We start from the raw sequence: 21,645 nt of genomic DNA on the forward strand, positions 1-21,645 counted from the left end.
ACAACTACTGCAGCCGTCACCACCCTGAAAACAAACTGGGCCGACGCTGATCCCGTCGGCCCAGTGCGTTTGCATCCGCTGTGGAGAGTTACAGCTTCACGCGTACGCCGAGGTTGAAGGTGCGGCCCAATACGTCATACACCGCAGCCTGGTAACCACTCTGATTGAAACCTGCGCCACCGGCTTCTGCACCGGGCACGCGCGGCGGCGCACGATCAAAGGCGTTGTTCAGACCACCAAACACGCTGACCTTCGGGGTCACTTGATAGCTGGCGTAGAAGTCGCTGTAGAACGTGTTGCCTGCCCACTCGCGCTCGTAATCGGCCGTGGAGGTGGTGCTGGCACGCATCTTGGACACGTGGCGCAGGGTCCAGTAGAAGCTCATCTTCGGGTTGGACCAACCCGTGCGAACGGTGCCCTTCCACTTCGGCGTGCCCCACAGGGTGAGGTAGTCCCATGCGTCGTCCGGGTTCTGCGGATCGGCGATGAACTTGCGTTCCAGGGTACGACCATAGGTCAGGTCCAGAATGATCCGGCCTGCATCAGACCCTGCCGCATCGCCCAGGTCGTAGTACCAGTTCGCATTGATATCCACGCCGCGCGCGATGCTCTGCGACAGGTTCAGCTGCTGCACTGCCACTTCGACGATGTCGCCGTTCTGGTCACGCGTCACCAGATCGCAGAACTGGTTATCCAAGCTGGCCTGGTCAACGCAGCGATTGAGGATGGTCTGGTAGTTCAGCGAGGAAATCACCCCGCGCAGGTCGATCTTGTAATAGTCGGCCGATACGGTCAGGTTGGAAGCGAACCGCGGACGCAGCACCACGCCAAACGTCGTGGTCTTGGCCGTTTCCGGCTTGAGGTTCGTGTTGCCCGAGTAAACGATGTCCTTCCATTGCCAGTAATTGCTGACGCTGGTGTTGCTGGGGCTGATTGCCGCGCAGTTGGCCGCAGTGAAGTCGGTGGCGTCGGTGCGGTTGGCTACGGCCCAGTCATTACACGGGTCATAGATCCACGCCGCTGAAACACGGCCTGCCGTGTAGAGCTCGCCGATGTTGGGAGCACGGATCGCCTTGCCGTACGTACCACGCAAGGTAATGTCATCTATCGGCGCCCACTCCAAGCCCACCTTGGTCGTGGTGGTGCGGCCGGCGGTGCTGTAATCGGATACGCGTCCTGCAAGTTCCAGCGACAGGCGCTTGGCTCCGGCAACATCGGACAACAGCGGCAGGCTGAGCTCGCTGAAGATCTCCTTGACACTGAACTCGCCGTTCAACCCGGTCTGAGTGACACCCAGGGTCGGGTCATAGGCCGCATTGCTCGGATCGTACTGGGCAATCGTACCGATCTCGTTGCGTTCCTTGCGGTACTCGGAGCCCACCACGATCTTGGCTTCGCCGCCGGGCAGGTCGAACAGACCGCCGGAGACATAGGCCGAGGCCACCTTCTGGGTCAACGTTGTCGAGGACCAATCGGTGTCGTAGGTAAGCCAATCGACCATGTCCGAGGTCAGGCGCTTGAACGGGTTGATTGCCACGCAGCCGGCGGGACCATTCCAGCAGATCGTGTTGCCAGCGCCGTCCACGTAGGAGTCCAAGCCCGAGATCAAGCGATCGTATGAAGCCGCGTTGAGTTCACGCGTCCGCTGCTGGCTGCGACCGTAGGAGTAGTACGCCTCGTAGTTCCACTCGCGGCCGATGAAGTCGAAATAGCCCTCCACACCTACCGTGGCCTGCAGCAGCTTGCGGTCGGTCTGCTGGCGCATATGGCCCAGCTCTTCGTCAAAATGTCGGCCAAATGCGATGCCATCGGTGAAGGCACCGCCGTTGGCGTCGATCATTTCCTGGGTAATGAAGGGGCTGTAATACGGCACCACTTCGCTACCGCCCGAACCGTAAGTACTGAGCGAGCGCCAGGAAGCTTCGGACTGGCTCTGCGAGTAGTTGACCGTACCGACCAGGCGCAACGAATCGGTGACGTCGAAATCAAGCGTGGAGCGCACCGTCTGACGGTCCGACGGCGTCACCAGGTACCAGGAGTCGTACCGCCCGCCAAACTCGCCGCCGTCGGTCGTACCTTGCTGCAGCACGTTGAAATCCGTGCTCAGGTTGGTCAGACCGCCCGGGCCCAACTGCGAGTGACGCAGCGAACCGTCCGGATTGAACGTATACAAACAGCTGGCGGCATTGGCCGCAGTGCAATTACCCAGCGACACGGTTGCATTGGGTGAGTTGTAGACGTTACGGCTGTTGTCCAGGATCTGATACGGGTCCGTGCTGTTGGCACGCGCATAGTACGGATAGCCATTGGCCGTCCAGGGACGGTCCTGGCCACGCACCCTGCCGGAATTCTCTTCCCAGAATCCGTACAAGGTGAAGTTGCCGCGGTTGTCAGCGAAGTTCTTGCCGAACAGCACGTCACCGGTATAGGTCGGCATGTCACCGCGCGAGGAGTCGGCGTAACGCACGCTCGATTCCAAGCCTTCGTAATCTCGCTTTAGGACGAAGTTGACCACGCCATTGACGGCGTCAGCGCCGTACAGCGCAGAAGCGCCGCCAGTCACCACGTCCACGCGCTCGATCATGCTGGCGGGCAACGCACTGACGTCAACACCGGCGGTGCCGGGGATGGAGGCAACCTGGCGACGGCCATCCACCAGGGTCAGGGTGCGTTGCACGCCCATGCCGCGCAGATCCAACGCGCTGACGCCGACGTCGCCGGTCTGGTTGGCCGTCTGGCTGGTCTGGGTGGCGGCAAAGCTGGGTAGCTGGTTCACCATGTCGGCGATCTGGGTGTAGCCGGATGCCTGGATCTTCTCGGCGCTGATCGCGGTCACCGGCGCCGGGCCTTCGAAGCCTGGCTCACGACGGATACGCGAACCGGTCACGATGATGGTGTCCAGGTCTTTGGCCGTCTGGCCTTCACCCTGGCTGGACGCCGTCTGCGCTGTTTCCTGCTGCTGGTCAGCCTCCTGGGCAAGCGCGGAGCCGGTTGAGAACAACGCAACAGCGACAGCGACCGCCAGCACACCCCGTCGACGCGGCAGGCAGTTGGCACGATTGTTGATATTCATTTCTTTCCCCTCACAAGTGCGAAAACAATGACAAAGGACGCCAAGGAAACTGCGGTTGATCACCACTGACCCCACTACCTCCACGCCGGCGCCAAGGCCAACGCGACACAGCAGATGCAACGTTGAGCGGCCCATCCCTCGCAGGGCATCGCCAACCCACCCTCCCCAGGGCAGATGCAACGCACACTCACGCCGCCAGGCGATGCCGGCGTAATGAACCTTTCTCTGTCCAAGCAGCGGGGACGCGTCGGCGCCCTGCGCCGACGGCGACTGGACTGCAGCCCGTCACCCACCTACAACGGGAGGCCGGCGACCTTCTGGAGCGACTGGATGCCGCTGCGCCAGCAGAATGCGCCACACCTCTTCGGTTACATTGAAATCCACCTAATACCGCTTGCAGCTGCGGCACCCTCACTGCGCCCCCGCGCAGCTACCCCTGGGCCATAAACGACTCAGGCCGGGCCAATATCACATGCAACCAATTGATTTGTATAGTCAAATAAATCGAAAGAAATTTATGACCGTACATTTCGAGTGCAATCATCACTCGCCCCCGCTGTACCGCGCTAGGTGTATGTTCACCGTCACAATGCGGATTTGAGCACAATTTTTTTGCTTGAGAGGGCGCCATCTAAATGGCAGGGTGTGCGCTCTGCAACGGAGAGCAAGGCCATGGCTGTCACCCTGTCGCCCCAGGTATTGGTGCGCATGTTTGATCCATTACCCGACGTGGTGTTTTTCATCAAGGACACCGAGTGCCGGTATACCCACGTCAATCAGACCTTGATGCAACGCCTGGCGAAGAAGAGCCGCGAGGAGATCGTCGGCAAGAGCGTATTGCAGCTGTATCCGCCACATCTGGCCGCACGCTACATCCAGCAGGATCAGCGTGTGCTCGGTGGTGAGGTCATCGAAGACATGCTCGAACTGCAGCTCTACACCAATCGCAGCCCGGGCTGGTGCCTGACGCTGAAGCAGCCGCTGATTGAAGACAACCGCATCGTTGGCCTGATCGGCATATCACGCGACCTGGGCCAGCCCGATCGCGAGCACTCTTCGTTCCAGCGCCTGCTCGAAGCGGTGGAGTACATGCAGGCGCATTTCCACGAACCCCTGCGCGTGCGCACGCTTGCGGGGAAAAGCGGCGTGTCGGTCGCGCAGCTTGAGCGCTTGTTCAAGAAGGTATTCCAGCTCACCCCGCAGCAGCTGCTCACCAAGTTCCGCATCGAAGCTGCCACGCGCATGCTGTTTACCGAAACCAGCATTGCCGGCGTTGGCCAGGCCTGCGGGTTCTCGGACCAAAGCGCCTTTTCGCGCCAGTTCAAGAACACCGTCGGCATGACCCCGCGCGACTACCGCGCATTGGCGCAGACAGCACGCTAGCAATGCGTGCTGTCCGGCCGCAGCAGCGGCCGATGATGCATCCTCAGTAACGCGCAAGCAGCGCCGTCAATCCGCCAGCGAACGCAACGCCGGCGCAATGGCCGCGCCCAAGGTCTGCCCGTGGCTGAGCCCAGGCAAGCGCTGCCTTTCCACCTCCAGGCCGCCAATCGCATGCAGTGCGGCATCCAACTGCGCGGCCGCCTGCGCATTGCCGGCCCCACGCGCCGCATGCGGCCCACGGCGTTCCACTGGCTTGCCATCGGCAGGGCCGCCCTGGATCAGCAACAGCGTGGCCGGCTTTGCCAACTGGCCTGCGTGCTTGGCCAGTTCATCGACGATGAAACCTTCCGCCCACCACAGCGACGGATCGACCGCCACGTAATTGCTGAAGACAGTTGGCCGCGTTGCCAGCGCGTGCAGCACGAAGACACCGCCGTAGGAATGGCCCCATAGCATCTGCCGCGCAGGATCGACCGCCACCTTTCCGGCAACCGCCGGCTTGACCTGATTCTCGATCACATCGAGGAAGGCGTCGGCGCCACCGCTGCGGCGCTGCGCATTCATGACATCGAATTCCTCGGCCTGCCCAGGCGAACGCCGCGGCGTGTAGTCCAAGGTACGCGCCGCACCATCGATACGCAGGTCGTTGTCGTGCGCGATCAGCGCAAGCACCGGCGGATGTGTCCGTGCGGCCAAGTCCTGCAATAGCTCCGCATCCAGCTCCATCAGCGCCGCATTGCCATCGAGCAGATAGGCAACCGGGAAACCCTGCGCGGGCGGCGCTGCACGCGGCACCGCCAGGTGCACCCGGTAGTGCCGCTGGCCATCGGCAGAGCTGATCTGCAGCTGCTCGAAGCGATAGCCCTGCAGCGTGGCATCGGCCACCGTGACGCCGACCCGCGCGGTCGGGTTAGGTTGCGCCGATGCCAACGGCATCCCCATTGCGGCGGCCGTCAACACGACGGCCGCTGCTGCAAGCCTGACGATACGCATCAGAAGCCGACGGTCAGGTTCACCCAGTAGCTGCGACCGGGCTCGTTGTAGGTATCGGCGCCGGCACCGGTGGCGCTGGTGCTGGTGGTGCCCTCGCGGAACAAGCGCTTGTCGAACAGGTTGTTGACGCCGCCACCCACGCGCACCTTCGGGGTGATGCGGTACTGGCCGCCCAGGCTCCACAAGTCATACGACGCGCGCGTATCAGGCGGCAGCAGCGCACCGGTGGTGCTGGACTGCGTGGCCGACTCCTGCTTGCCGTAGAACGTGCCGGTCAGCATGAACGACAACTGCGCATTGACCTGCCAATCCAGGAAGGTGTTGACGGTGTACTCGGGAATGATCGACAGCGGCTGGTCGGTGGTCTTGTCGACGTTTTCGATCATCCAGGTGACATTGGTGTTCCACGACAGCACATCGCCATCGGCCACCAATGGCACCTTGATGTTGCCTTCCACGCCCCGAATCAGCGCCTTGGGCGCATTGGTCCACTGGAACACCTGGCCCAATGTGTCGTTGGTGACGCCAATGCGGTCCTGGCCGGCAACGATCTTGTCCTTGTAGTCGTTGTGGAAATAGGTGACCGACGCATGCCAACCATTGTCAGGCGCCCACTCAATGCCGATTTCCTTGTTGATGCTGGTTTCCGGATCCAGATCGGCATTACCCATGACGTAGCAGCCCGAGCCCATGTTCGGGCTCAGCACCGGGCAACCGTTGCCACGCGTGTAGTAGAGGTAATCCGGGTTGGCCTGGTACAGATTCGGCGCCTTGAAGGCACGCGCGATGCCGCCCTTGATCGCCCAGTCCTGGGCCAGCTTGAACTGCACGTTGAGGCTGGGGCTGAGGTTGTTGCCGAACTGCGAATGGTGGTCAAAGCGCAGGCCCGGGGTCAGCGTCCAGCGGTCGCCGACATACAGGTTGTCTTCGATGAAAACGGCCGCGAACTGCTGGTCACTCTTGCCGGTACGCACACCGTCATAACCGGGAATACCACCGCCCGAACCCGAACTCTGGGTGACCGAATACGGGTCATCCAATTGCATGTCGCGGTACTCGAAGCCCAGCGTGGCAACCTGCTCGATGCCTCCCCAGTTCAGCGGCACGTTGATCTCGCCGTCCACGCGCGCGGCGGTCAACTCGGACGTGGAGATCGTTGCGCCTTCGGTGATCGAGCCTTCCGGGCCACCGGCCAGGCCTTCATTGAGGCGGGTATTGTCGGTGTCGTCGTAGGCCGCGGTGATGCGCGAAGTACCCCAGTCGTAGCTGCCGCGATGGGTCAGGCCGAAGGAACGGCGCAGCATGACATTGGTCTCGGCACCGTACAGCGCGTTCAAACGCTCGAAGCCGTCGCCGCTGACACCACGCTCGCCCGAATAGATATTGCCCTGGCGGCTGACGCTGGCATCCAGTTCCAGCACATGCTTGTCGTTGATGTCATAGCGCAGCAGGCCGCTGATATCGCGGTTGCGCACGCCTTCGCGGCCAGCCGGCGGGGTCACGCCAGTGGCGAATTCCTCGTTGAGATACAGCGAATCGGCATCGGTCTTGTTGGCGTTGCCGAACAGGCGGAAGGAGAGCTGTTCGCTCAGCGGGCCCGACAACTGGAAGCCCACGCGCTCGCTGTCGCCTTCCTCGCTGTGCTCGGCCTGGCTGCCGTACAAGGTCAGCGAGCCGGTGAGGTCACCGGTCGGCTTCTTGGTGATGATGTTGACCACGCCACCGGAAGCACCGGAGCCATAACGTGCCGCAGCCGGGCCACGCAGCACTTCGATGCGTTCCACCGCCTCGGCCGGCACCCAGTTGCTGTCGCCACGGCTGTTGCGTTCACCACTGCGGCCCATGCGCACCGAATCACGCGAGCTGACCGGGCGGCCATCGATCAGGATCAAGGTGTTTTCCGGGCCCATGCCGCGGATGTCGATCTGGCGGAAGTTGCCGTAGGAGCCCGACGCGGTATTGCCGGTCAGGTTGATGCCGGGCATGCGACGGATCACTTCGGACAGGTCGTTGGCCGGCGGCAGGCGCTCCAGGTCAACCGAAGTGATCACCGAGCTGCCCAGTGCCTGCTTGGCGATCTGTTCGGCGGTGACATGCACGGTATCGATGTCGGTTGCGGCGGCGACGCCTTCTGCCATCGCAGGGCCGGCAAGCAATGCACCCAGTGCCAGCGCGGCAGAAAGGGGATGACGGGACAGCAAGACACGCGCGGACAACCGCGACGAAGAACGACGGGACATGGTGAAGCCTCTCGACAGTGGGGGCGAACCTCTGGCGAAGGGCTTGAGGAACGATGTTTCCATGGGCAGTGGCCGGAATGAAACGCCAGGCACGCTGCGAACAAGCACAGTCTACACCAAATGATAATGATTATTAATAACAGGTGACGATAAGCCGGCCATTCCGAGAGGAGCGGTGTAAGCCACAAGGCGCGCGCAATGTTTCGGAACGTTCGACCTGGCGCTTGTCAGCGCTGCTGCAATGGCCGCGTCCTGTGCATGGCGGCCGTGCGCTGCGGAAGTACCTGAAACGAATCGCCGAGCAGGGCTCGGGACTACAGATTGGCTGCGTCGAGCCCCTCTCCCGTTTACGGGAAAGGGGTTGGGGAGAGGGCGCTTTTCGCGGGCAAAGCGCGTGCCGAGCATGGCTCGGCACTACAAGTTGACTGCGTTGAGCCCCTCTCCCGTTTACGGGGGAGAGGGGTTGGGGTGAGGGCGCTTTTCGCAGGCAAAACAACTGCCGCGCATGGCCCGGCACTACAGCAGTGCTATCAGCTCGGGCAGCGTGTCGATCACCGCGATTGCGTCGGCTGCATCAAGATCCAGATCACGCGGATAGCCATAGCGCACCAGCACGATCGGCATGCCTGCATTGTTGGCGGCGCCCAGGTCGGTGGCCGAATCGCCCACCATCAGGCACGCAGCCACGGGCAGCTGCAGCAGGGCCGCCACATGCAGCAACGGCTCCGCCGCAGGCTTGCGTTGCGGCAATGAATCCCCGCCGATGATGTGCGCAAAGAAGGCATCGATACCCAGATGCTGCAACAAGGGCGGCACCAGCGCGGCCGGCTTGTTGGTACAGATCGCCATTGGCAAACCGCGTGCCTGCAATGCCGTCAGCGTATCGACCACGCCATCGTAGAGAACGGGGCTGCGCAACAAGCAATCGTGATAGTGGCGCATGAAGCCCGGCATCACCTCTTCCAGACGCTGGTCACTGCCCGCCTCGCGCAATGCCGTGGCCACCAGATTGCGTACGCCCTCGCCTATCCAACTGCGAACGGTAGCTTCGCTGACGCGCGCCAACCCCAGATCTTCCAGCGTGCGGTTCACCGCTTCGGCGATATCGGCGGCACTGTCCACCAAGGTGCCATCCAGATCAAAAACCACGGCCGAGCTTGCCAAGGCGGTACTCCGTTTGCGAAAGCATTCGATTGTAGCGGGACGACTGTCTGCTGGACCGGGCCGGCCTTGCCGCAGGAACATCTGCGTCCCTACGGATTGCGGAACAGATCACCCTGTACGGCGACATCTTCGCGGTCCCTGAAACCGGACAGGCCAACCCCCACCAATCGATACAGGGTCTGCGGCGGCAGCTGCACACGCTGGCACAGGGCCAACGCGATATCGCGCAACTCCTCGACTGAAGTGGGCGGCGAATCCGGCGTGAAGCTGCGGGTGAGGATGCGGAACTGCGCGGTCTTCAGCTTCAGTACCACCGTATGCCCCACCCGTTCGGTGCGACCGGTGGCGCGCCAAGTCTTTTCCGCCAGCTGGGTGATCACCTCATCAAATTGCCCCAGCGGCAGGTCTTCAGCGAAGGTATCTTCCGAAGAGATCGACTGTACCGGCTGGTCCGGCTCCACCGGCCGCTCGTCGATGCCGCGTGCACGGCGATACAGGCCGCCACCGAAGCTGCCGAACAAGGCCTCCAACTGCTCCAACGGCAGCGCGCGCAGATCGCCGACGGTGACAATGCCCAGCGCCGAAAGCCTGCCTTCCATCACCTTGCCCACGCCGGGCACGCGCTTGACCGGCAGCGGGGTCAGGAACTGTTCGACCCGGGACGGCGGCACCACGAACTGGCCGTCGGGCTTGCGCCAATCCGAGGCGATCTTGGCCAGGAACTTGTTGGGCGCGATACCCGCCGACGCTGTCAGCAACGTGGTTTCGCGGATCTGGGCACGGATCAGGCGGGCGATATCGGTGGCGATGCCGCCGCAGCTCGGCGACTGGGTAACGTCCAGATAGGCCTCATCCAACGACAGCGGCTCCACCAGCGGCGTGTGCTGCAGGAAGATTTCACGAATCTGCCGCGATACCGCCTTGTAGCGGGCAAAGTCGGGCGGCACGAAGACCGCATCCGGGCACAACCGCTCGGCCCGCAGTGCCGGCATCGCCGAGCGCACCCCGAATACCCGCGCCTCATAGGAGGCCGCGCAGACCACCGAGCGGGCCCCGCGCCAAGCCACGACCACCGGCCGTCCGCGCAAAGCCGGATCGTCACGCTGCTCCACGGACGCGTAGAAGGCGTCCATGTCCACATGGATGATCTTGCGTTGCTGGCTCAAGGCAACAGTCCTGAAAGGTCGCCAACATGATAGCTGTTGTCGCTAAATGCACACTTGTCCTCACAATTGTGCAATTCCAAACCCCTCCAAACAGCCCCCGAACGGCGTCGAACTGCGGCTAACATACGGGTCCGTCCAGTTAAAACATTTGATTGAACCGGATTGCTGTCGCATTCTCGGCGACTCGCTCCTGGCTTTGGATTCCCCCGCATGACCCGTCTGCATACGTTCTCGCGTGACCAGCTGTTGGCCAGCGCGCGCGGTGAACTCTTCGGCCCCAACAAGGGCCGCCTGCCCAACGACCCGATGCTGATGTTCGATCGGATCACCGATATCCGAGAAGATGGCGGTGCGCATGGCAAGGGCCTGATCCGGGCCGAGCTCGACATCACCCCGGACCTCTGGTTCTTCGGCTGCCACTTCATCGGTGACCCGGTGATGCCCGGCTGCCTGGGCCTGGACGCCATGTGGCAGTTGACCGGCTTCTTCCTGACCTGGCTGGGTGCCGAAGGCCGCGGCCGTGCACTGGGCTGCGGTGAGGTCAAGTTCACCGGCCAGGTGCTGCCCAGCGCCAAGTTGGTGCAGTACGAAATCGACGTCTCGCGCGTGATCAACCGCAAGCTGGTGATGGCACAGACCGACGCCCGCATGCTGGTCGATGGCCGCGAGATCTACACCGCCAAGGACCTGCGCGTAGGTCTGTTCACTTCAACCGAGAGCTTCTGATGCGTCGTGTCGTCATTACCGGCATGGGCATCACGTCCTGCCTTGGCAACGATCTGGACACCGTCTCCAGCGCCCTGCGTGACAGCCGCCCCGGCATCGTCGCCCTGCCCGACCACGCCGAAGCCGGCCTGCGTAGCCAGATTGGCGGCAAGGTCGACATCGACCTGGACGCGCAGGTGGACCGCAAGCTCAAGCGTTTCATGAGCGATGCGGCTGCCTACAGCTACGTGGCCATGCGCGACGCCGTCGCCGATGCCGGCCTGGACGAAAGCCAGGTCAGCAACGTGCGCACGGGCCTGATCGCCGGCTCCGGCGGTGGCTCCAGCGAATGGCAGGTGGAAGCGGCCGATCTGCTGCGCAACCGTGGCGTGCGCAAGGTGGGCCCGTACATGGTGCCGCGCACAATGTGCTCGACGGTGTCGGCCAACCTGGCCACTGCTTTCAGCATCAAGGGCCTGAGCTACTCGTTGTCGGCTGCCTGCGCCACCTCGGCGCACTGCATCGGTGCAGCGGCCGACCTGATTCGCCACGGCGCCCAGGACGTGATGTTTGCCGGTGGCGGTGAAGACCTGCACTGGTCGATGAGCGTGATGTTCGACGCCATGGGCGCCCTGTCCACCAGCTTCAATGAAACCCCTTCCACCGCCTCGCGTCCGTATGACGCCAACCGCGACGGCTTCGTCATCGCTGGCGGCGCCGGCATGCTGGTGCTGGAAGACTATGACCACGCCGTGGCCCGTGGCGCGCGCATCTATGCCGAGCTGGTTGGCTACGGCGTGACTTCCGATGGTGCCGACATGGTCGCCCCGTCCGGTGAAGGTGCGGTTCGCTGCATGAAGATGGCGATGGAAGGCCTGGACCGTCCGATCGACTATCTGAACACCCACGGCACCTCGACCCCGCTGGGCGACGTCACCGAACTGGGCGCGGTACGCCAGGTGTTTGGCGACGCCGTGCCGCCGCTGTCCTCGACCAAGGCGCTGTCGGGCCACTCGTTGGGCGCAGCCAGCGTGCACGAGGCGATCTACTGCCTGCTGATGATGCGCGACGGCTTCATGGCCGGCTCGGCCAATATCGAAACCCTGGACGAGCGCGTGGAAGGTTTCCCGGTTCTGCGCAAGACGCAGGAAGCCAAGCTGGATACGGTGATGTCGAACAGCTTCGGCTTTGGCGGCACCAATGCGACGCTGATTTTCGGCCGGGTCTAAGAGAACATCCCCGCGCTGGAAGAAAAAACAGCCGCGAAAGCGGCTGTTTTTTTGTCTATCACCGCCTCTGGCAGTGCAATTGATGCCGGCATTGGCTGCTGACTTCGCTTTGAGCTGTTGCTGTTGCTGTTGTTGTTGTTGTTGTTGCTGTCCCCTCTCCCGTTTACGGGAGAGGGGTTGGGGTGAGGGGAAGCTTTGGCTTTGGCTTTGGCTTTGGCTTTGGTTCTAGCGTCGCGCTTTGGCCTTCCCCAGCTCAACCAAAAGCAACAAGCACAAGCCGCCCTCACCCCTACCCCTCTCCCGTAAACGGGAGAGGGGAAATCCAAGGCAAAACCGAGCCAAAGCCAAAGCTAAAAACCAAAGCCAAAACCGGAGCGCAAGTCAAAACCAGAAACGCCCGCCCCGCTCAGTCGTAATTGCTCAACGCCAGCGACAACAATGCCTTCGCCTGCTCGCGCAGCGACTGCGGCTCGATGATCTCCGCGTCCGAGCCGTAATGCAGCACATCCATCAACAGCTCGCGCGACACACTGTACGGCAGCTTCAACTCATAACGACCATCGGCAAGGAAACGCCCCTGCTGCTTGGAATGCCAATGCTCATCCGCCACCCAGCGCGCCGCCTTGGCACTGAATACGATCGTCGCCCAACCCTTGGGGGCACCGGAGAAAATGCCGTAACTGGCCGCCAACTGCTCGTCCAGCTCGCTGTCCGGCACATCACGCGCTGGCTGCTCCAACAAACGCGCCTGATGGATGCGGTCCACTGCGAAACTGCGCACCGCCTCGCGGGTGTGATCCCAGGCGTCCAGGTACCAGTTGTCGCGATAGTGGGTAATGCGCTGCGGCGAGACCGTGCGCCGGGTCGCCTCGTCGGTGGAACGCGCCCGGTATTCAAAGGACAGCTGCTTGCGCTCCAGCACCCCGGACGCCACGGTACGGAAGCTGGCTTCGTCCAGCTTGCGGCCTCGGTGGGGGATCACCCGCACCCGCTCAACCGGCCAGGAACTGGCACCGGCCTGGGCCGCCAGCAAGCCTTCGATGCGTTGCTGCAGCGGCGCCAGCACCGAGGACAGCACGCCGCCGCCAGTGCGTGACAGCAAATGCTGGGATGCCAGCAAGGCATGCAGTTCTTCCGAGCTCAGCCACAGCCCCGGCAGTTCGAATCGATCACTCTCCCCGCTCTGGTAGCGGAAGCCCGCCTCACCATCGCCCTCCACCGGCGCCATCAGCGCATCGCGCAGGAAGGCCAGATCTCGGTACACCGTGGCACGGGAACAGCCCAATTCCTCCTGCAGCCGCTGCACCGTGATCGGATAGCGGGCGGACTTGAGCAGACGATGCAGCGCGTTGATGCGTTCATAGCGGTCCATGGCCGGATTATGTCCGAGTCCGGGCCTGGATGCGCAGCCAAGCCCCCCAAACGGCAAATGAAGCACCCGGCCCAGCCCACCAGAGCAGCCAAAGTCATCCGGTATCATCGGGCGTCAGCCATCCCCGCCCCTGTTCCTGGAGATATCGATGTCCCTGCGTGTTTCGCTGTTGCTGCCGTTGTTGCTGTGCGCCCCGCTGGCCTGGGCGGAAGAGGCAACCCCGACCGATGAAACCGCCCTGGCGGCGATGACGTCGCCCTGGAGCGGCAGTGGCGGTGAACTGGGCTTCGCATCAGCACACGGCAACAGCTCCACCGAAAGCTTCAACGGCCGCTTGAAGCTGCGTTACACCGACGGCGACTGGGTGCACAGCATGGACCTGTTCGGCCTGCGCTCCAGTGCCGAATACACCGAAACGGCCGACGATGGCAGCACCAGCCGCAAGCGCCAGACCACCGCCAACCGCTACACCGGTAGCGCAGGCAGTGCATTGCAGCTGGGCGAGCACCGCCAGCTCACCGCGACCGTGCGTTATGAACGCGACGATTTCGCCACCTACGATCGTCTGGGCACCTTCGGTCTTGGCTACGGTACCCGCCTGATCGATGGCGAGCGCCTGACCCTGGACACCCAGATCGGCCCCGGTGTGCGCCGCACCCACAATTCCGAAACGGACGAAAACCGTACCGGCCTGATCGGCCGCGGCCTGTTCGACCTCAAGTTCGGCATGACCGAGAACACCGAGCTGGTCAATTCGCTGCTGGTGGAATCGGGCTCATACAACACCTTCGCCCAGAACGACTTCGGCGTTTCGGTCAGCATGAACAAGCATTTCGCCCTGAAGGCCGGCTGGCAGGCGCGTTACAACAGCGACGTGGCCGAAGAAAAGCGCAAGACCGATACGCTGACCACGATGAACGTGGTCTACAGCTTCAAGTAAGCAAGCCTGCGGTGCCGAGCCTCGCTCGGCGCCTTGCACCTCTGTAGTGCCGAGCCATGCTCGGCCGAGGCATCTCCGGTAATGCCCCTTGCCGAGCATGGCTCGGCACTACGGCTGGGTTGAGGCTTTGCGTGTAGAGCCCCTGCCGAGCATGGCTCGGCACTACAGCTGGGTTGAGGGCTTTACGTGTAGAGCCCTTGCCGAGCATGGCTCGGCACTACAGCTGGGTTGAGGCTTTGCGTGTAGAGCCCTTGCCGAGCATGGCTCGGCACTACAGCTGGGTTGAGGCTTTGCGTGTAGAGCCCTTGCCGAGCATGGCTCGGCACTACCGGGAATGCGGGATCAGGCCAGTAGTTCGCCGGCACCAGCGGCCAGCAGCTGACGCGCGACCTCGCGCCCCAGTGCCTCTGGATCAGAGGCCGGCCCCGTGGCCTGCGCACGTACTGCACGGCCGTCGGCAACACCGCCCACCAGCCCCTGCAGCCACAGATCCTGGCCTTGCCACTGCGCCAGCCCAGCCACCGGAACGTGACAGCTGCCGTCCAGCGCGCGATTCATCGCCCGCTCGGCCTCCACGCAGGCGCGCGTATCCGCATCGTCCAGCGCCTTGACCAGGCTGATCGTCGCCGCATCATCCTGCCGGCATTCGATGGCTACTGCGGCTTGCGCCGGCGCCGGCAACCACTGCGGTGCGCACAAGCGATCGCGGATGCGCGCACCCAGCGCCAGTCGCTCCAACCCGGCACAGGCCAGGATGATCGCGTCATAGTCACCCGCATCCAGCTTGCCAAGGCGCGTATTGACGTTGCCACGCAGATCACGCAACTGCAGGTCCGGGCGCAGGCCCCGCAACTGCGCCTGACGGCGCAGCGACGACGTGCCGACGCAGGCCCCCTGTGGCAGCGCGGCCAGGTTTTCGTAGCGGTTGGACACAAACGCATCGGCCGAGTCGGCGCGGGCCAGGATCGCCGGCAACTCGAACGGCGCCTCCAGTTCCATCGGTACATCCTTCAGCGAATGCACCGCGCAATCGGCTTCGCCGCGCAGCATCGCCAACTCCAGTTCCTTCAGGAACAGGCCCTTGCCGCCTATGGCCGCCAGCGAACGGTCCAGCACTTCGTCGCCCCGCGTGCTCATCGGCACCAGTTGCACCTCCAGCCCGGGGTGGACCTGGCGCAGGCGTTCGGCGACATGTTCGCTCTGCCACAGGGCAAGCGGGCTCTTTCGGGTGGCGATTCGCAGGATGCTCATGGACCCATTATCGCCGTTGCCGGCGCGCAGGTCACAAACGCTCCATCTCGCTCTTGAGGCTGGCCACGCAGCGGCGACTGACCTCCAGTGGCTCGGCAACATCCCGCAGCACGGCCTGCACCTGCCCGGCCGGCGTACGCCGCACCTCCTGCAGGCGCGAACGGGCGATCAGGCAGTTGCGGTGGATACGGATGAAGCGCTCACCGAACTCGTCCTCCAGCGAACGCAGGGATTCCTCGATCAGGTCCTGGCCTCGCAGGTGGTGCACCACCACGTACTTCTCTTCGGCCTGCAGGTAGAGGATGTCCTCCACCGGTACCAGCCGCAGGCTGCCACGCAGGCGTGCACACAGTACGCGCCGAGGTTGCGTCGAGGGTGCCGGTGGCGGGTTGCCGCGGCCTGCGATGAAGGTCCGCGCGCGTTCCAGCGCTGCGGCCAGCCGCTCGGCGCGCACCGGCTTCATCAGGTAATCGATCGCGGCCGCCTCGAACGCCGACAAGGCATGGGCGTCGTAGGCGGTACAGAACACCACCGCCGGGCGCGGCTCGAACTGCGCGAGGTGGCGCGCCGCCTCCAGGCCATCGACACCCGGCATGGCGATATCCAGCAATACCAGATCCGGCTGCGCCTGCGCACAGGCATGCAGCGCCTCACTGCCGTTGGCGGCCTCTCCCACCACGCTGACCCCCGGGTGCTCGGCCAGCAAGGCGCGCAGGCGCTCACGGGCCAGGGGTTCGTCGTCGGCAATGACCACCTTCACGGCATCGACCTCGTTGGATTGGACTGTGCAGAACCTCATGGTAGCGGCCTACGCCCACAGCGGCCGTCGCTGCGGCGCAAACTGCGGCCACTCTCACAAAGAAGCGGGGATCACGCCTGGGTAAAGCGTGCCTGCAACCACTCGGCAAGCGCGTGAATTTCCTCGGCACAGACCTGGTGGGCCATCGGATAGCGCTGCCACTGCAGCGCAAAGCCCAGATCCTTCAGCACCTGCGCGCTGTGTTCGGCAACCTGCAACGGAATCACCGGGTCGGCACTGCCGTGGGCCATGAAGATCGGTTGCACGGTGGCCCCCGGCACCAATTGCGCGGCCGCTGCGTCCACTTCCGGCAGGTAGGTGGACAGTGCGATCAGCCCCGCCAAGGGCTCACGCCGCTGCAGGCCGGCCGACAAGGTGATCGCTCCACCCTGCGAGAAGCCGGCCAGCAGGATGCGCTGCAGCGGAATGCCACGGGCCTGCTCACGTGCGATCAGCGCCTCGACCTGCTGCACCGACTCGGCCACGCCCGTGGCATCGGCACGGCTGCGGAAATCCATGCTGACGATGTCGTACCAGGCACGCATCGGCATGCCGTTGTTGATGCTTACCGGGCGCTTGGGCGCGTGCGGAAACACGAAGCGGATCGCCGGCCACTGCGGCCGCACCAACTCTGGCACGATCGGCGCGAAGTCGTGGCCATCGGCACCCAGGCCATGCAGCCAGATCACCGCCCACTCCGGCGACGCGCCGGTTTCCTGCTCCACCGTTTCCAACATCTGCATTGCTCCCAAAGACATGCCGGGATTATGCCCTTGCTGGCCTCAATGGCTGAAATCGGCTTGCAGGCAGGGAATGCATTCCCGCCCGGCCCTTGCCCTGGCTTCGCGGCTTACGCCGCTCCTGCCGGTGGCTCGTTGCGCATTGCCGCGGCGCGCAGTTCGGCGGCACGCACCAGTACCTGCGGCGGCGCGCTTTCCTCCGGTATGCACAGCAGGCGATGACGACGCAGCCAGTCACCCACCCGCCGCGACGACGTCCAGGCCACCACCGGTACCGCCAGTGCCATGCCGATCACCACCGGCGCCATCCACGCTGCCAATGGCGGTGACACCACATAGGCCATCGCCCCGATCACCAGCCCGAACACACTCAGGCCGCCATAGCTGCGCAGCAGGGCCGACAGCGGAATGCTGCCATCGTCCCGCTGCTGCGCATCCCAACCGGAATCCTTGCCGGCCAGCACCTCCGCCACGCCGCGCGACTGCACGTACATCACCACCGGTGCCATCAACGCTGCCAGCACGGTTTCCAGCAGCACGGAGAGCAACGCGCGGAAGGCCCCGCCACATCCGATCCGGTCACTGCGCGAGGTCAGCATCGCCGCATACCCCATGGCCTTGGGCGCCAGCAGCACCGCCATGGTCACTGCGAACACCCACAGCACGCCATCCTGGTCCATGCCACGCCAGTAATAAGCCGGCGACAGCCTCAGGTGCAGGGTCTCGGTCAGGTCGATGCCGCCATGGATCAGCGGGATCGCAATGCCGATCAACATCAGCATCGCCCACATCGGCGCGGTGAAGTAATGGCCGATGCCAATCATCATGTGCACGCGGTTGATCCAGTGCAGGCCAGGCGTGGCCACCACCTTGGAATGCTGCAGGTTGCCCTGGCACCAACGGCGGTCGCGGATCAACAGGTCGGTCAAGGTCGGCGGGCCTTCCTCATAGCTGCCCTGCATGTACGGCACCATGTGCGCGGCCCAGCCGCCACGGCGTATCAAGGCTGCCTCGACGAAATCATGGCTCAGCACATGGCCACCAAACGGCTTGCGGCCCGGCAGTTCCGGCAGCCCGGCCTGTTCGGCGAAGGCACGGGTGCGGATCACCGCGTTGTGCCCCCAGTAGTTGCTCTCCGCGCCGTGCCACCAGGCCACGCCATAGGCCATCACCGGGCCATACACGCGGCCACCGAACTGCTGCATGCGGGCAAAGGCAGTGCGGCCATTGACCACCGCCGGCAGGGATTGGATCAGGCCCACATTGGGATGGTTTTCCATCGCCGAGGCCAGGCGCACGATCACCTCGCCGGTCATCAGACTGTCGGCGTCCAGGATCAGCATCTGCGGGTAGCCACCGCCAAAGCGACGTACCCAATCGGCGATATTGCCGGCCTTGCGTCCCACGTTGCTGGCACGGCGCCGGTAAAACAGGCGCTCGCTGCCACCGGTGGCCTGCACCAGGTTGGCAAACACCTGCTCCTCCGCGTCGCCGATGGCGTCACGCGTGGTGTCACTGAGTACGAAGAAATCAAAGCGATCCAGCTGCCCGGTGGCAGCTACCGATTCGTAGATCGCCTGCAAGCCGGCCATCATCCGGCGCGGATCTTCGTTGTAGGTCGGCATCAGCAGCGCAGTGCGGCTGCGCAGGGTCGGCAACGGCGTATCGGGGAAGATGCCCAGCTTGCGGCGGCCGCGCAGCAGCGCCTGCAAGCCCGCCAGACTGCTGACGAAGGACAGCGCCACCCAGGCGAACAACAGCACGAACAGCGCCAGCAGGCAGCCTTCCAGCACGTTCAAGCCACCGCGCAGCAGGACCTGGCTCATCATCCAGGTGGCCAGCACGGTCATCAAAGCGGTCGTGCCGAACACGTACAGACGTCGCAGGCCGATGTTGGCCGGCGCGGTGTCCTGGCGCGGCACGTGCAGCCGGCCTTCGCGCAAGGACTGCTCGGGCATCGCCAACGGCTGTTCCGGCGGCAGTACCGCAGTACCGGCATCCAGGGCGGCGTTACTTGGGGACTGATTCATCGGTGGCTCCGTTGCGGTGCCAACCGGCGTGCACCGGACCTCGTCCGGGGGCACGCGCTGACGTGCCACTGACTGCTTCTGTATCGCACCTGGATTCCTTGGGGGAGAACGCTGACAAGCGGGGCAAAACTAGACGATCCAACTTAAACCGGTCGCAAATGCTGGGGCTGTACCCGCCCTCGATGGACGATCCCGCTGCCGATCAACCGGTCCCATCGTTGCCGTGCTTGCGAAGGCAAGCCGACGTTTGCAGCGCAGGATTATCCACCATCACGGCGCGCCCGCGCAGCGTGACAGTCCGGATGGACGCCACACTTCTGCACCACTGGTTATGAAAAACCTCACCGAAAACGCTTACAGTCCTGCGCCCGGTCGCGGCCACAGCTGCGCTATCCCTCGCCCTACCAAGGCTTGCGCGAACGCCAACCCAGGTTGGCGTTCGTCTGCACACGGAGGGCTGCCCCCTTCAATCCGAGCTGAACCTGGTCTGATCAAACGCGGGGCGACAACAGCCCGATGCGCCGGAACCACATCTCCAGCGGCACCGTTACCAGCGGCGGTACGGCCGCCACCAATGCCAGCAACAATGCCCACAACGGCCAGCGCAACTTGCCCCACGCGTACAGCGTGACCACGACGTAGAACAGGAACGCAGCACCATGCAGCGGCCCGAAGATGCGCACGCCAAGATCGGTGATCTCCAAGCCGCGTTTCAGCAGCATCCCCACCAGCAGGCCCGCCCAGGTAACACCTTCGATCAATGCGGCCGCAGCAAACAGCTTTCCTGCCGGGGACAAGGGCTTGGCAACCATCAACACACCATCCATCGCTTGAGAGAGTGGCGATTGTACGGGGCTGCCACCGGGGCGACGAGCCGGGTTACAACCAGCCCCGGCGCTTGAACCACAACAAGGGCACTACGATGCTCAGTGCCACTGCGCCCAGTGCGATGAGATAGCCGTAGTGCCAGTGCAGCTCGGGCATGCGGGCGAAGTTCATGCCCCACACCCCGACCAGCACCGTCGGCGGGATGCCGACCACCGATGCCACCGCCATCACTTTCATCACTTCGTTCTGGTCCATGTTGATCAGGCCCAGCACGCTGTCGAGCAGGAATTCGTTACGGTCGCCCAGCTGCTGCTCGAACTCGCTCAACGATGCCAGGTCCTTGACCACCAGCTTGATACGCCGTGGAGCATCATTGCCAAACCAGTCCGGGGTGGCCTCGTCCAGGTAGTTCATCATCCGCAGCAAGCCGTGCAAGGTGTTATGCAACGCGCCGATGCGACGCCCCATCTGCCCGACCTCCTGCAACATCTGCTCAAGCTGGCGGGAGGCGCGGCGTCCCTTGCGGTGGTTGAACGCGGCGCGCGAGAACTCGCTCATCGTGCTTTCCAGTGATTCCAGCAGGTCCGCAAGGCGATCGACGACATGCTCGATCATGCGCAGGAAAAGATCTGCCGGTCCCTTGCAGGGTTGGCGCTCCAGCTCGGCCTCCAGCCCATCAAAGGCATCAACCGCATGTTCGCGCTGGACCACCAGGGCGGTTGGCGCGACCACAAAACCCAGCGGCCCCACCACATGCTCGGATTCGTACTGGAAGCGCGGCAGGTTCAGCACCAGTGCGTCGCCTTCGAAGCGGACCCTGCTGCTGAACTCGATCTCGCTGATCCCGGCGCGGTCCGGGATGGTGAAGCCCACGCGCTGGGACGCCTGCGCCAACTCATCCGGCGTGGGTTGGCACAGGTCCACCCACAACGCCTTGGCACCGCCATCGGCGGCATGGGCGAGAGTCCGGCACTGGAGCATGGCGGGATACCGATGAAAGCCAGCGCTCATCGTCGCCGCCGCGCCGGTTGGAGTAAAGCCGGATGACACGCCATCCGGCCTGGGCCACGCGCCTGGCCGGCGTCACCCAGGCGTTGCCTGGAGGGATGCAATGCCCGCAGCAGACCCGCGCAACCACTGCCGATCGTCGCTGCGCCGGACGCCCATCAAGGCCTGCACCACGCAGCTGCGAACTGGCAGCCCATCGCGGCAGCCGCGCACGTTCCGGTAGCGTTCGTCGGGTGCGAACGGGGGCAGTTCCGGCATCCGCTGCTCGGTGGGTGCGGTGCCGTGCACGGTGGCGGCCACGGACACGGTTGCAATACGCGCCCGCCTTCACGCAAGCTCGCCGTTCCTTCAACCGATAGTCCGCTCATGCAAGACAACATCATCCAGATCATCCCCGCCGACGGCTGGGTAGCCGTGTTTGACGAAGCCGGTGACGAAAGTGCGCAGTCGCTGGTGTGCTTTGCGGTAGTGGAGGAAGCCGGCAAGCGTGCCGTGCGCCCGATGCTCGCCAACGGCAAGCAGATCAGCTTTGCTGACACCCTGCCCAACTTCTCCCGCGTCGAAGAAGCCGATGCCTTCGAGGAAGACGAAGACGAGGAAGAAGAAGACGAAGAGGAAGAAGAGGAAGAAGAAGAAGCCTGAGCCGCTTCCGTCGCTGCGCAGCGGGTGCTTGCCGGCTGCGCGGCCTTTGTCATCGGCTGGTCACCGTGGCCTGCAACGCTGC

General features: G+C 63.8%; 18 protein-coding genes. 5 read left to right on the forward strand and 13 right to left on the reverse strand.

The window, feature by feature from the left end; genetic code table 11:
* Positions 1 to 88: 88 nt before the first annotated feature.
* Positions 89 to 3,073, reverse strand: coding sequence for a TonB-dependent receptor (locus RT460_RS08895; protein WP_313318487.1), 2,985 nt, complete (start codon positions 3,071 to 3,073; stop codon positions 89 to 91).
* Between the two features lie 672 nt (positions 3,074 to 3,745).
* On the opposite strand from RT460_RS08895, the gene RT460_RS08900 reads away from it, so the two are divergent.
* Complete coding sequence (locus RT460_RS08900) at positions 3,746 to 4,456, forward strand: AraC family transcriptional regulator (protein WP_313318488.1); 711 nt, start codon at positions 3,746 to 3,748, stop codon at positions 4,454 to 4,456.
* Between the two features lie 66 nt (positions 4,457 to 4,522).
* On the opposite strand, the gene RT460_RS08905 is transcribed toward RT460_RS08900, so the two are convergent.
* The 4 genes from RT460_RS08905 to dinB form a co-directional block, all read right to left on the reverse strand.
* Positions 4,523 to 5,449 (reverse strand): alpha/beta hydrolase-fold protein, encoded by a 927-nt coding sequence (locus RT460_RS08905; protein ID WP_313318489.1) that lies wholly within the window; start codon positions 5,447 to 5,449, stop codon positions 4,523 to 4,525.
* The gene (locus tag RT460_RS08910; protein WP_313318559.1) at positions 5,449 to 7,665 is read right to left on the reverse strand and encodes a TonB-dependent siderophore receptor; all 2,217 of its coding nucleotides are present in this window, start codon (positions 7,663 to 7,665) and stop codon (positions 5,449 to 5,451) included. The genes RT460_RS08905 and RT460_RS08910 overlap by 1 nt, the downstream gene beginning before the upstream one ends.
* Positions 7,666 to 8,205: 540 nt before the next feature.
* The gene (gene gph / locus RT460_RS08915) at positions 8,206 to 8,853 is read right to left on the reverse strand and encodes a phosphoglycolate phosphatase (protein ID WP_313318490.1); all 648 of its coding nucleotides are present in this window, start codon (positions 8,851 to 8,853) and stop codon (positions 8,206 to 8,208) included.
* An 89-nt stretch (positions 8,854 to 8,942) separates the two neighbouring features.
* The gene (dinB, locus tag RT460_RS08920) at positions 8,943 to 10,019 is read right to left on the reverse strand and encodes a DNA polymerase IV (protein WP_313318491.1); all 1,077 of its coding nucleotides are present in this window, start codon (positions 10,017 to 10,019) and stop codon (positions 8,943 to 8,945) included.
* A gap of 210 nt (positions 10,020 to 10,229) precedes the next feature.
* Between dinB and fabA the strand changes: the two genes are divergently transcribed.
* Entirely contained in the window at positions 10,230 to 10,745 is a 516-nt protein-coding gene (gene fabA, locus RT460_RS08925) for a 3-hydroxyacyl-[acyl-carrier-protein] dehydratase FabA (protein WP_313318492.1), read from the forward strand.
* Positions 10,745 to 11,953, forward strand: coding sequence for a beta-ketoacyl-ACP synthase I (fabB, locus tag RT460_RS08930; protein ID WP_313318494.1), 1,209 nt, complete (start codon positions 10,745 to 10,747; stop codon positions 11,951 to 11,953). Before fabA ends, fabB begins: the two co-directional genes overlap by 1 nt.
* Before the next feature lie 406 nt (positions 11,954 to 12,359).
* Here fabB and RT460_RS08935 read toward each other — a convergent pair whose 3' ends face one another.
* Positions 12,360 to 13,325, reverse strand: a complete 966-nt coding sequence (locus RT460_RS08935; protein WP_313318495.1) for a YafY family protein — start codon at positions 13,323 to 13,325, stop codon at positions 12,360 to 12,362.
* Between the two features lie 148 nt (positions 13,326 to 13,473).
* Here RT460_RS08935 and RT460_RS08940 point away from each other — a divergent pair, with 148 nt between their 5' ends.
* Positions 13,474 to 14,265 (forward strand): DUF481 domain-containing protein, encoded by a 792-nt coding sequence (locus tag RT460_RS08940; protein ID WP_313318496.1) that lies wholly within the window; start codon positions 13,474 to 13,476, stop codon positions 14,263 to 14,265.
* 342 nt (positions 14,266 to 14,607) lie between these two features.
* On the opposite strand, the gene hemC is transcribed toward RT460_RS08940, so the two are convergent.
* The 7 genes from hemC to RT460_RS08975 all read right to left on the reverse strand — a co-directional run bounded on the left by hemC (position 14,608) and on the right by RT460_RS08975 (position 21,227).
* A complete protein-coding gene (hemC, locus tag RT460_RS08945; RefSeq protein WP_313318498.1) occupies positions 14,608 to 15,516 on the reverse strand; it encodes a hydroxymethylbilane synthase in 909 nt (302 codons plus the stop codon).
* Between the two features lie 31 nt (positions 15,517 to 15,547).
* Complete coding sequence (locus RT460_RS08950; RefSeq protein WP_313318499.1) at positions 15,548 to 16,315, reverse strand: LytTR family DNA-binding domain-containing protein; 768 nt, start codon at positions 16,313 to 16,315, stop codon at positions 15,548 to 15,550.
* Positions 16,316 to 16,386: 71 nt separating this feature from the next.
* Positions 16,387 to 17,052 carry an alpha/beta hydrolase gene (locus tag RT460_RS08955; protein ID WP_313318561.1) on the reverse strand — a complete coding sequence of 222 codons (666 nt, stop codon included), beginning with the start codon at positions 17,050 to 17,052 and terminating at the stop codon, positions 16,387 to 16,389.
* A gap of 113 nt (positions 17,053 to 17,165) precedes the next feature.
* Entirely contained in the window at positions 17,166 to 19,085 is a 1,920-nt protein-coding gene (mdoH, locus tag RT460_RS08960) for a glucans biosynthesis glucosyltransferase MdoH (RefSeq protein WP_313318500.1), read from the reverse strand.
* A 491-nt stretch (positions 19,086 to 19,576) separates the two neighbouring features.
* Positions 19,577 to 19,897 (reverse strand): DUF3817 domain-containing protein, encoded by a 321-nt coding sequence (locus RT460_RS08965; RefSeq protein WP_313318501.1) that lies wholly within the window; start codon positions 19,895 to 19,897, stop codon positions 19,577 to 19,579.
* 67 nt (positions 19,898 to 19,964) lie between these two features.
* Complete coding sequence (locus RT460_RS08970; protein ID WP_313318502.1) at positions 19,965 to 20,894, reverse strand: CorA family divalent cation transporter; 930 nt, start codon at positions 20,892 to 20,894, stop codon at positions 19,965 to 19,967.
* Positions 20,895 to 20,996: 102 nt separating this feature from the next.
* Complete coding sequence (locus RT460_RS08975; protein ID WP_313318505.1) at positions 20,997 to 21,227, reverse strand: hypothetical protein; 231 nt, start codon at positions 21,225 to 21,227, stop codon at positions 20,997 to 20,999.
* A 60-nt stretch (positions 21,228 to 21,287) separates the two neighbouring features.
* Between RT460_RS08975 and RT460_RS08980 the strand changes: the two genes are divergently transcribed.
* A complete protein-coding gene (locus RT460_RS08980) occupies positions 21,288 to 21,563 on the forward strand; it encodes a hypothetical protein (RefSeq protein WP_313318506.1) in 276 nt (91 codons plus the stop codon).
* Positions 21,564 to 21,645 lie beyond the last annotated feature (82 nt).

It is taken from the genome of Stenotrophomonas sp. (assembly GCF_032061965.1).
In the GTDB taxonomy this organism is placed as follows: Bacteria; Pseudomonadota; Gammaproteobacteria; order Xanthomonadales; family Xanthomonadaceae; genus Stenotrophomonas.